Origin of the sequence: Flavicella sp., assembly GCF_037132785.1 — a bacterium.
Lineage (GTDB): Bacteria > Bacteroidota > Bacteroidia > Flavobacteriales > Flavobacteriaceae > Flavicella.
In genome coordinates this window covers 1-12,398 of record NZ_JBAHZZ010000171.1, presented here as the reverse complement: position 1 = coordinate 12,398, position 12,398 = coordinate 1, and the positions used below count along the sequence as shown (strand labels likewise).

Below are 12,398 nucleotides of genomic sequence, written 5' to 3'. Positions count from 1 at the left end.
CCAACTCATGTAAGTAAATGGCATATACAAGCTTACTTTGATAAATTTTGTTTTAGAATTAATAGGTCACAATACAAAGAATCCATTTTTCATAAAACAATTCTTAGAATGGTACTACAAAAACCTAAATATCAAAAAAACACAAAACAGACACTAGGCGTATAACTCAGAAGAATTATATGTTTATAACCAACCGGACTTACAAAACGGAATTAGAAAAAGCAATAAAGAGCTAAGGCAAAAGAGAAATTTAATTAGGTGTGAATATTAGAATTAGACAAGATTTTGAGTACTAAGGTTCTTTTTTAAAGAAATGCTTTATACGGATGAATTGAGAAAATATATTTGATGTACCTTTGTTCTCAATCTTACTAAAAATGATAAAGAAACTTACCTACGCTCTGCTATTACTTTTTGTAATGGCATGTGGTGATAAAACACCTGTTAAAACACCGACTTCTAACTTTGAAGAATTTATTTATAACACCACTCAAGGAGTTGTTTCTAAAGGTTCTCAAGTAAAGATATTTATGGTGAAAGACATAAATATCTTTGAAGTAGGTTCTGAATTACCAACGGATATACTGGAACTTTCACCAAAAGTAAAAGGAAAATGGGTGTTAAAAACCAAAAAGTTATTGATGTTTACCCCAACGGAAACCTTATTGTCTAACACAAAATACACCTGTAACTTACAATTGGATAAATTAATTTCCGATGTAGGTAGTGACTATAAAAACTTTTCTTTTTCCTTTAAAACCATCACTCCTAATTTTTTAATTAAAACAAAAGAAACACAGTCTTATTCACAATCGTTACAATATATAAAAGGTGAAATACAATCGGCTGATGTAATTACCTTAGAAGAAGCAAAAACTTTGGTAAGCGCAATTCAAAACGAAAAAAAATTAACTATAAATTGGCAGGGTGATTTAGATTATAAAAGCACGCATTTTGTGTTTGTTATTGATAGTATCGAAAGATATTTAGAGGATTCAGAAATTGAAGTTAAGTGGAATGGAGTGGGTATTGGAGTTTCTGATAATAAAGGATCATCAAAAATTAAAATATTTGGGAAAAATAATTTTTCTGTAATTAATATCTACGTAAAGCAATTTCCTGAACAACATGTATGTATAAATTTTTCTGACCCTTTGGAGAAGGGGCAAATTTTTAAGGGACTTGTTACAATAAATGGAGAAAATAAGGTAAAGTATATAGTTGAAGGAAACTTGTTAAAGGTATATCCTTCAAAAAGAGTTGAAGGAAAAGTAAAACTTATTGCTTTTACAGGAATAAAGAATGAAAACGGATACAAACTAAAAGAAAATTATTCAGAATCTCTCGTCTTTGATAAGTTAAAACCAGAGGTTCGTTTGATTACGAATGGACTAATATTACCGGATTCTAAAAACTTAAAATTTAATTTTAAAGCGGTTAATTTAAAAGCGGTTGATATCAATATTATCAAATTGTACGCAACCAATATTTTAAGTTTGTTACAGGGTTCCGAATTAACAACTTCACATAGATCAAATTTAAGATCTGCTGGGAGAAGTATTATAAGGAAGACAATTCCTTTGGTTCAGAATGATATGGAAAACGATGGAGTATGGAGAAATTATGCCATCGATTTGGATTCTTTGTTAAGAACCGATCAGGGGGCTGTATATCGTGTAGAGCTAAGTATTAGAAAAAATTATTCCTTGTATTCTTGTGAAGAAGGTTTGCTTAAAGTGGATTATACCATCCCAAAAAGAGATCCGATAAATCAAATAAATGAACTAGAAACGCAAGAAACTTATTGGGACGGAGAAGGTTATTATTTAGCTCATTATTACGATTATAATTGGCTCGACAAGGATGACCCTTGTACAAATTCTTATTATTATTATAATTGGGTTGGTGCAAATATCCTTGCTTCCAATGTAGGAGTTATTGTGAAAAATGGATTGGAAAATACATATTTCTTTGCTGTTACGGATATATTAACGACTCAGGTTATTGAAAATGCCCATGTAGAATTATACAATTATCAAAAACAATTGATTATAAGTTCCGATACAAATGTAGACGGAATTGTAACTATAACTGCCAATGCAAAGGCCTCTTTTGCAATTGTTTCTGCTGGTGCTAGCAAAACGTATGTAAAATTAAACGAAGGAAACTCACTTTCTTTAAGTAAGTTTAATGTCGGAGGAAAAAAGACAAGAAAAGGATTAAAAGGGTATTTGTATGGAGAACGCGGAGTGTGGAGACCTGGAGATACCATACATACATTTTTTGTGTTAAATGACGCAAACAATCCGCTTCCAAAAGCACACCCTATCAAAATTCAAGTAAGAGATCCACAGGGTAAATTAAAATATCAAAAGATTGTAAATAAAGGAGTAAATAGTTTTTTTAGATTTGATATTCCTATAGCTACCACTGATATAACAGGGAATTGGACGGCGAAAGTGATGGTTGGAGGTTCTGTTTTTCACAAAGAATTAAAGATTGAAACCGTAAAACCAAATCGATTAAAAATTAAGATTGATTTTAAAGATGAGTTATTAAGTGTTCGTAAACCTATTCAAGGAGATATTGAGGTGAAATGGCTACACGGAGCAATTGCGAAAAACTTAAAAACGGAAGTAAAGATGAAAATTTCAGCTTCTTCTAATGGTTTTGAAAATTTTCCAAATTATACGTTTAAAGACCCTATAAAAGAGTTTTTAACAGAAGAATTGATAGTTTTTGAGGGTAAAGTAGACGTCTTGGGGAAAGCTAAAATAAACAAGAAAATAAATTTAAAAAATGCCGCACCGGGTAAATTAAGAGCAACTTTTTTAACACGTGTTTTTGAAAATGGAGGTGATTTTTCTTTTGATGTAATGACGAAAGAAATTTCTCCTTTTGTCAGTTTGGTAGGCCTTAAATCACCTGCGTCTAAAAGATATGGGAATTCTTATGTGACAGATAAAAACATCGAATTTTCTGTTGCTACGGTGGACGATACTGGAACTCCGATTGCAAGAAAAAAATTGATTGTAAAAGTTTATGAAATCAATTGGTCTTGGTGGTGGAGTTCAAATTCTGATAATTTAGCTAGATATGTAAACACAGAACATAGGTATTTGTTTAGAGAATTTGAAATCAGTACCAGCAGTCGAGGAACAGGATTGGTAAATATCAATATTCCAAATGACAAAAATGGTCGTTATTTAATTCGTATTACGGATCCTGTCAGCGGGCACTCTACCGGTAGGACAGCTTATTTTTTTAGAGATTGGCGGTCAAACTCGTCAGGAGGGAATTCTGAATCAGCAACCATGTTAGTTTTTAACTCGGACAAAGAAATGTACAAAGTGGGTGATGTGGCTGAAATAACATTTCCATCGGGTACTGAAGGTAATGCATTGGTAAGTATTGAAAATGGTTCTAAGGTATTAGAGACTCAATGGGTTAAAACAAAAAAAGGGCAAACAACGGCTAAATTTACCATTACTCCAGAAATGGCTCCAAATGTATTTGTGAATATTTCTTTATTACAGCCACATGCCTCTGTAGCGAACGATTTGCCTCTGCGTTTGTATGGTGTTATTCCAATTGTTGTAGTAGATGCTAATAGCAAATTGAAACCGAAAATTTCCATGCCGAATGAGTTAAAACCAGAAACTATTTATGAAGTGGAGGTTAGCGAAGAGAACGGAAAAAGGATGACTTATACTTTGGCAGTGGTAGAAGAAGGTTTGTTGGATTTAACACGTTTTAAAACACCTGATTTATGGAGTGTGTTTTATTCTAGAGAAGCTTTGGGTGTAAGAACTTGGGATGTTTTTGATCATATAATTGGTGCTTTTGCTGGTGCTATAAGTCAGGTATTTGCTATTGGTGGAGATGAAGAAGGGGAAGATAAAGAGCCAACCAAAGCAAACCGATTTAAACCTGTAGTTACCGTTTTAGGTCCTTTTGTGTTACAAGCGGGTGCTACGAAAACACATCAATTAAAAATGCCAAATTATATTGGTTCAGTGAGAACTATGGTTGTGGCAGGAGATAATATGACCGAAGCATATGGAAAAGTTGAAAAGACAATTCCTGTTAGAAAATCCTTAATGTTACTTGCTTCCTTACCTAGGAAGTTAAGTCCTAAAGAAAAAGTAACTCTGCCAGTAACGGTTTTTGCAATGGAAAATTCTATCAAAAATGTTGAGGTAAGGTTAAAAGTTAGCGATGGGATTGAAATTATTGGACAGTATAAAAAAATAGTTCGTTTTCAAGAACCAGAAGAGAAAATGGTTTATTTCGATCTGGAGGTAAAAGAAGGACAAGGAATTGAACACATACAAGTGATTGCAAAATATAACGGAGAAACGACTACTCAAGAAATTGAAATTGATGTGGTAAACCCGAATCCTATTACTAGCAAATTTATCGACTTAGAAGTAGAAGCCAACAAAGAGGTAAAGGCTGATTTTAGTTGCATTGGAGAAAAAGGAACCAATATAGTACAGTTAGAAATATCAACCCTGCCGCCGATGAATTTTGCAAAGAGATTGGATTATTTGATTCGTTATCCTCACGGCTGTGTGGAGCAAACGACATCTAGTGTTTTTCCACAGTTGTTTTTAGCAGATATATTTGATCTTACTGGGGATAGAAAATTTGACATAAAAAAGAATATTGAAAATGGAATTCAGCGTTTGGGTGATTTTCAACTGCCTACAGGTGGGCTTTCTTATTGGTTGGGAGGCACATCTTCTAGTGATTGGGGAACTAGTTATGCAGGTCATTTTATGATTGAAGCACAAAAGAAAGGATTCTCTTTACCGCTTGCTTTTATGAGTAATTGGTTGCGCTATCAAAAACAAGCAGTTAGAGCTTGGGGTGCTAATTATAGTTCTTGGAACTCGGGAATGACTCAGGCATATCGTTTGTACACCTTGGCTTTGGCTGGTGAAGCAGACCTGGCTGCAATGAATAGATTGCGTGAATTTTCTAAGATTTCTAATGTTTCAAAATGGAGGTTGGCGGCAGCATATGCTTTGGCAGGACAAAAAGAGGCTGCTTCTGAATTGATGCAATTGGCAACGATTGATTTTGATCAAAACAAAAAAGATTATTCTACCTATGGCTCTTCTTATAGAAACAGAGCCATGGCAATGGAAACTATGTTGTTGATGCAAGACAAGCAATCGAGAGAAATGGCTAAAGTCATCGCAAAAAAACTCTCTTCAGACACTTGGATGAGTACTCAAACAACGGCTTACTGTTTGTTGTCAATGGCTAAAATGGTAGCTTTAAATGGAGGGAAAGAGTTAAATGTTACGTATAGCATAAATGGAAAACTAGAAACGATCAATACTCCTAGTACAATTGCTCAGAGAACATTAGAAATAAAGGAAACAGAAATCAATAAATTTTCAATTCAAAATAATATTGGAAATTTAGCTTTTATACGAATTGTAAATTCAGGCGTATTACCTTTGGGCAACGAATTGGTAGCACAGAGAAATTTTAAATTGTATGTCAAATATGTTGATTCAAAAGGGAATCGTCTTTCATTTGAAAAATTAACACAAGGAACCGATTTTGTGGCCATGGTGACATTGACAAACACGAACAAAGAAAAGGTAAATGATATTGCAGTTACGCAAATATTCCCTTCAGGCTGGGAAATTGTAAATACCAGGTTTACTGATTATGGAGGGGCAACAGATAATCAATTTGACTATACAGATATTCGTGATGATCGTGTGAATTTTTACTTTTCAATGGAAAAAAATGAAGTAAAAACATTTACAGTACGTTTAAATGCCGCTTATCTAGGAAAGTATTATTTGCCAGGAGTACAGGCAGAAGCCATGTATGATTATGATTATTTTTCTAGAACCAAAGGTCAATGGATTCAAGTGGTTAAATAAAGAGGCGTCTAAAGAAGAAGATATTTCAGTAAAGAGAGCAATTGCTTGAAATTTCAAACTGTTGTTTTTGATTTTTAAAAGATTAAGTATTGGTTATAAGTAGAAAAACACACAAGAGAACAGTAGGGGTAGTGGTAGGCTTTCTTTTGTTGATTTGTTATTATTTCTCGTTACCAAATCAGCTTTTTAAAGAACCTAAATCTACGGTTATTGAAAGTAGAGAAGGGGTGCTGTTAGGAGCGAAAATAGCAAAAGACGGACAATGGAGGTTTCCTTATCATGATTCTGTGTCAGAAAAATTTGAACACTGTATCTTACAATTTGAAGACGCTTATTTTTTTCGTCATTTTGGTTTTAATCCCGTATCGATAGCTAAAGCTTTTTGGAGAAATTTACAACAAAATAGCGTCAAAAGAGGAGGTAGTACTATTAGTCAGCAAGTAATTCGTTTGTCGAGAAAAGGAAAAAGAAGAACCTATTTAGAAAAGTTAAAAGAGTTGGTATTGTCCACTCGATTGGAGTTTCGTTATTCAAAAAAAGAAATTTTAAAATTATATGTTTCCAATGCTCCTTTTGGCGGCAATGTTGTCGGGATAGAAGCTGCTGCATGGCGATATTTTGGAAGATCCTCTTTGGAATTGTCTTGGGCAGAAAATGCTACTTTAGCCGTATTACCCAATGCGCCAAGTTTGATTTATCCTGGAAAAAATCAAGATAGACTTCTTAAAAAAAGAGATCGTTTGTTAGGAAAATTACTCGATAAGAATATCATAGATTCTTTAACTTATAAATTGGCTGTTCAAGAACAACTGCCTACAAAACCTCATTCACTACCACAAAAAGCACCACATCTATTAGAACGATTTGTCCAATTCAAACCAGGTTTAAATATTCAAACAAGTATTCCTGTGCAATTACAACAAAACGTAAATAAAGTGGTAAAACGTCATTATTTAAACTTAAAACAAAATGAAGTTTATAATATGTCTGTCTTGGTATTGGATGTGCATACACGGAAAGTTTTAGCCTATGTAGGTAATACTCCTACGGATAATCAACATCAAAATATGGTGGATATTATTCATAAGGCTAGAAGTACAGGTAGTATTTTAAAACCTTATTTATTTGCGGCTATGTTGGATACAGGTGAAATACTGCCAAATACTTTGATCGCTGATGTGCCTACTGAGATAGCTTCTTATAGCCCTAAAAATTTCAATATGCAATACGATGGAGCTGTCCCTGCAAGTAAAGCCTTGTCACGGTCGTTAAATGTGCCTGCGGTAAAGATGTTACAAGAGTTCGGACTGAGTCGTTTTTATGCCTATTTAAAGCAATTAAAACTGAAAGATATTACCAAAGGTTCAGATCATTATGGTTTGTCTTTAATTCTTGGAGGGGCAGAGAGTAATTTATGGGATTTATGTCGTGTGTATGCGGGATTTTCAGGGACAATAAATCATTTTTCTGAAACAGAAAACAGGTATTACTCCAATGAATTTGCAGAGCCTATATTGGAGAACAATCAAAATGTTGATTTTGGAAAAATATCGAAACAAAAAACCATTTTTGATGCAGGATCTCTGTTTTTAACTTACAAAGCATTGAAAGAAGTAAATCGACCTACAGGAAATGAAAACTGGGAGTTTTTTAATTCCTCTAAAGAAATTGCCTGGAAAACGGGTACGAGTTTTGGTTATCGTGATGCATGGGCTATAGGCAGTACCAAAGATTATGTGGTAGGAGTTTGGGTTGGTAATGCAGATGGGGAAGGCAGACCTGGATTAACTGGAGTTTCTTCTGCGGGGCCAGTATTATTTGATGTTTTTGATTTATTACCAAATTCTTATTGGTTTCAAGAGCCTTATGCTGATTTAGAACGAGTTGTTGTTTGCAAACAAAGTGGAAGTTTGGCAAAGCTAATATGTCCGGATAAAGACACTGTAATGGTTCAGAAAAGAGGTGTAGATACTGAACCTTGCCCCTTTCATTTTTGGGTACATGTAAATAAAGAGGAAACCTATCAAGTAAATTCTTCTTGTGAAAATATAAAAGAGATACATCATAAAAGTTGGTTTGTATTGCCTCCTTTGATGGAATATTATTACAAAAAGAAAAATCCTTATTATAAACCACTACCTAGCTTTAGACTGGATTGTGTGGGAGATAAAAAGAAAAAGATGGAATTTGTATACCCAAAAGACAAATCGAAAATATATTTGCCCAAAGGTTTTGATGGGCTAAGGAAATCGTTGGTTTTAAAATTAGCACATAGTATAGAAGAGACTCAGGTCTTTTGGTATATAAATGAAAAATATTTAGGTACAACAACCAGTATACATGAACAATCGATACTGGTAGAACCGGGGATACATAAAATTACCGTAGTAGATATCTTGGGAAATGAAGGAAGCTTAGATCTTGAAATATTAGAGTGAGGTTTAAAATTTCTTCATGCCTCTATCATACATTACAATACTGCCAGCTACGGAAACATTTAAGCTCAAAGGAGTATCAAATTTCACCAAATGATGTGTTTTTTCAATTGCTAATTTAGACATGCCATGATCTTTGCGCCTAATAAATAAACACAGCGTCTAGGGTGTTCAAACGTTTCTAAAGGAGCCCTGTCGTCGAGCTCTACACCTACCAGCATAGCTCCTTAGGCAGCTGTTTGTAAAAATCCTCAAATGTTTCGTAATGAAAATAAGGCATTGCTCCCACAGCTTTATGAGTGTCACAAGCTTGTTTTGCATAGCGGTTTCCTATGGTAAAAATATAACTAGCACCCATGTTTTGGGCAGATCACCATAATACACCTAAATTTTCGGGTGTTTTACCATTTTGTATTCCGATTCCGAAAAATCCTTGTTCTAAATTGTCGATCATTGTTCTTTTTTATAAATATTAGGGAGGGAAATGTTATAAGTAACAACGACTATTCTTGCGATGATAATAAAAGTGATCGGAATGATTTGTAAATAAGGATTTGGAACTTTATAAAACACTAATATCAGATACAAAGCTCCACCTAAAATACTTGCTGTTGCATAAATTTCTTTTTGAAAAACTACTGGGATTTCATTGACAACAACATCTCTAAGGACACCTCCAAAAACTCCAGTAATCGTTCCTAAAAGAATACATATTAGAGGATTTAACTGGTAGTCTATTCCTATTTGAACCCCAGTAATAGTAAATAAACCTAGGCCGATAGCATCATAAAAAAAGAAGGGCTTTCGGAAAAAACGGAGTTTGTTTCTAAACAGTATGGCAATTGCTGCTCCAGAGATAATAGCATAAGTAATATTAGTGTCAAATAACCAAAAAACATCTTTATCTGCCAATAATACGTCTCTAACGGTTCCTCCTCCAACGGCTGTAATAAATGCTACAATTAGCACTCCAAACGGATCTAGTTTATTTCGCAATGCGACTAAAGCTCCAGAAACAGCGAAAACAAAAGAACCCATTACAGTGATATGTCCAATTATTATTTCCATAATTTGTTTTTTAAAATGAAAAGGAGTTTTGCTTCCTAATTTTTTGTCAACATTCTCTTGATCTCATTTAATTTCATCAAAGCTTCAATGGGCGTTAGAGTATCAATGTTTATTGTTAAAATTTCTTCTTTGATATCTTCCAACAATGGGTCGTCTAATTTGAAAAAACTCAGTTGTAAATCATCTTCTTCTTTGGCTAATTTCAATTTTTCTTTGATGTCATCACTAGTATGGTTTTTTTCCAACTGTTTTAACATTTTGTTGGCTCTATTAATCACTTGAGTTGGCATTCCTGCTAGTTTTGCTACATGAATACCAAAACTATGTTCACTTCCTCCTGACACTAATTTACGCAAGAAAATAACCGTGTCTTTCAATTCTTTTACTGAGACGTTAAAATTTTTGATACGCTCAAAAGTTTTGGTCATATCATTTAATTCGTGATAATGTGTAGCAAAGAGTGTTTTGGCTTTGGTTGGATGTTCATGGATATATTCGGAAATAGCCCAAGCGATGGAGATACCATCATAGGTACTGGTACCACGACCAATTTCATCTAATAAAATTAAACTTCTGTCCGAGACATTATTCAAAATACTCGCTGTTTCATTCATTTCTACCATAAAAGTAGATTCTCCCATAGAAATATTATCACTAGCACCTACACGAGTAAATATTTTATCCACCACTCCAATTTTTGCATTTTGAGCAGGTACATAACTCCCCATTTGTGCTAACAAAACAATCAAAGCAGTTTGTCGCAGTATAGCTGACTTACCAGACATATTAGGACCTGTAATCATAATGATTTGTTGTGAAGTTCTGTTTAGAATCACATCATTGGGAATATATTCTTCACCTACAGGAAGTTGTTTTTCAATTACAGGGTGACGGCCATTTTTTATTACTAAGTCGGTAGTGTCATTCAAAATAGGACGTACATAACTGTTTTCTGTAGCAACGGTAGCAAAAGAACTCAAACAATCGATTTGTCCAATCAATTGTGCATTTAACTGCATGTCTTTGATAAAACGAGTTAGGTATTGGATTAGATTTATATAAATTTCTTGTTCTAGTTTCGATATTTTTTCTTCTGCACCTAATATTTTGGTTTCGTATTCTTTAAGTTCTTCTGTAATATAACGCTCTGCATTTACTAAAGTCTGTTTGCGAATCCATTCTTCGGGAACTTTATCTTTATGTAAGTTTCTTACTTCTATATAATAACCAAAAACATTGTTAAAGGCAATTTTTAAAGAGGTGATTCCAGTACGTTCTATCTCACGTTGCAACATTTGGTTTAAGAAATCTTTACCTGAAGTAGAAATAGCGCGTAAATCGTCTAATTCTTGCGAAACTCCAGTAGCGATACTATTTCCTTTATTGATGTTTACTGGTGCATCTTCAAAGAGTGTTGTTGCTATTTTTTCTCTAAGTTCTTTGGTGTCGTGTAATTGTTTACCAATGGATTTTAACGAATTATTGCTGCTTTTTTCAGCTACTTCTTTTATAGGTAGAATTGCCTGTAAGGAATTTTTCAGAAAAACAACTTCACGAGGGTGAATTTTCCCTGTAGCGACTTTAGAAACCAGTCTTTCAATATCACTAATTTGTTTTGTCTGATAGGTAACTAATTCATAAAAATCAGGAGTATCTATCAAATATTTAACGATGTCTTGACGTTTTTTTATTTGTTCGATATCCTTTAAAGGAAGAGCCAACCAACGACGCAATAAACGAGCACCCATAGGAGTAATCGTTTTGTCGATTATATTTAAAAGGGTAACAGCATTTGCTTCTGTAGAAGCATATAATTCGAGGTTTCGAATGGTAAAACGATCCATCCAAACATAGCTGTCTTCCTGAATTCTTTGAATAGAAGCAATATGTTCTACTTTGTTATGTTGTGTTTCTGAGAGATAATATAATACTGCACCAGAAGAAATGATAGCTTCTTGTAAATCGTCAATTCCAAAACCTTTTAATGAATTTACTTTAAAGTGATTTGTCAGACTTTCTTTGGCAAAATCCATTTGAAAAACCCAGTCGTCTAAATAAAATGAATGAAAGCTGTTTCCAAAAATTTCTGTAAATTTTAATCGATGTTGTTTTTGAATCAATACCTCGCTAGGTTGGAAGTTTTGCAATAACTTGTCTATGTATTCTGTTGAGCCTTGGGCGGTAAAAAATTCACCTGTCGACACATCTAAAAAAGAAATTCCTAATGCTTTTTTACCAAAATGAACCGCAGCTAAAAAATTATTGCTCTTAGATTGTAATACCTCATCATTAAAAGAAACACCTGGAGTTACTAGTTCTGTCACCCCACGTTTGACGATAGTCTTAGTCATTTTAGGATCCTCTAATTGATCGCAAATAGCCACACGCATTCCTGCTTTTACCAATTTAGGCAAATAAGTGTTCAGCGAATGATACGGAAATCCTGCCAATGCTGTTTCCGTTTCACTACCAGCTCCTCTTTTGGTGAGGGTAATATTTAAAACACGGGCGCATTTTACGGCATCTTCGCTAAAAGTTTCATAAAAATCTCCGACTCTAAATAACAACATTGCATCAGGATATTTAGCCTTGATGGTGTTGTATTGTTTCATTAAAGGAGTCTCCTTTTTCGCTTTTGTTTTTGCCAAGATATTCGCTTTTTATTTCGTGAAATGCGAATTTACGTTTTTTGCTTTTTAGGCGCAAAATATTAAAAGGTTAGTCAATAGAAAATTGTAGCTTAGTAACATAAGACCGTTGCATAATGCTCTTTTCAGTTTTAGATTTCAATTTTTACTTTTTAAATCTAAAATTTATATTTTTTTTCTTATTTTCATTGTTTATCTTAGTTATGGATCTATTTTTTGGTTCATTTTCCTTTAGTTTTTAGAATTAGTGGCAATTATCCCAGGACTTCTATATAAATTGTAACAAATAGCTTCCATCAGATTTTGAGTATGCATTTTTTCCATACCTCTGTATCTTG

4 protein-coding genes and 2 pseudogenes are annotated in these 12,398 nt (G+C 33.7%); 3 read left to right on the top strand and 3 right to left on the bottom strand.

Features of this window, described 5'->3' with window-relative positions; genetic code table 11:
• From V5787_RS10825 to pbpC, 3 genes and pseudogenes are all read left to right on the top strand, one after another.
• Positions 1-165, top strand: a pseudogene (locus V5787_RS10825) (IS1595 family transposase); the annotation flags it as partial.
• Between the two features lie 212 nt (positions 166-377).
• Positions 378-5,909 carry an MG2 domain-containing protein gene (locus V5787_RS10820; protein WP_336893234.1) on the top strand — a complete coding sequence of 1,844 codons (5,532 nt, stop codon included), beginning with the start codon at positions 378-380 and terminating at the stop codon, positions 5,907-5,909.
• Positions 5,910-5,998: 89 nt separating this feature from the next.
• Positions 5,999-8,347, top strand: a complete 2,349-nt coding sequence (pbpC, locus tag V5787_RS10815) for a penicillin-binding protein 1C (protein ID WP_336893233.1) — start codon at positions 5,999-6,001, stop codon at positions 8,345-8,347.
• A 3-nt stretch (positions 8,348-8,350) separates the two neighbouring features.
• Here pbpC and V5787_RS10810 read toward each other — a convergent pair.
• The 3 genes and pseudogenes from V5787_RS10810 to mutS all read right to left on the bottom strand — a co-directional run bounded on the left by V5787_RS10810 (position 8,351) and on the right by mutS (position 12,060).
• Positions 8,351-8,798, bottom strand: a pseudogene (locus V5787_RS10810) (RNA methyltransferase).
• Entirely contained in the window at positions 8,795-9,412 is a 618-nt protein-coding gene (locus tag V5787_RS10805) for a trimeric intracellular cation channel family protein (protein WP_336893232.1), read from the bottom strand. The pseudogene V5787_RS10810 and the gene V5787_RS10805 overlap by 4 nt, the downstream one beginning before the upstream one ends.
• Before the next feature lie 35 nt (positions 9,413-9,447).
• Entirely contained in the window at positions 9,448-12,060 is a 2,613-nt protein-coding gene (mutS, locus tag V5787_RS10800) for a DNA mismatch repair protein MutS (protein ID WP_336893231.1), read from the bottom strand.
• Positions 12,061-12,398: the final 338 nt, after the last annotated feature.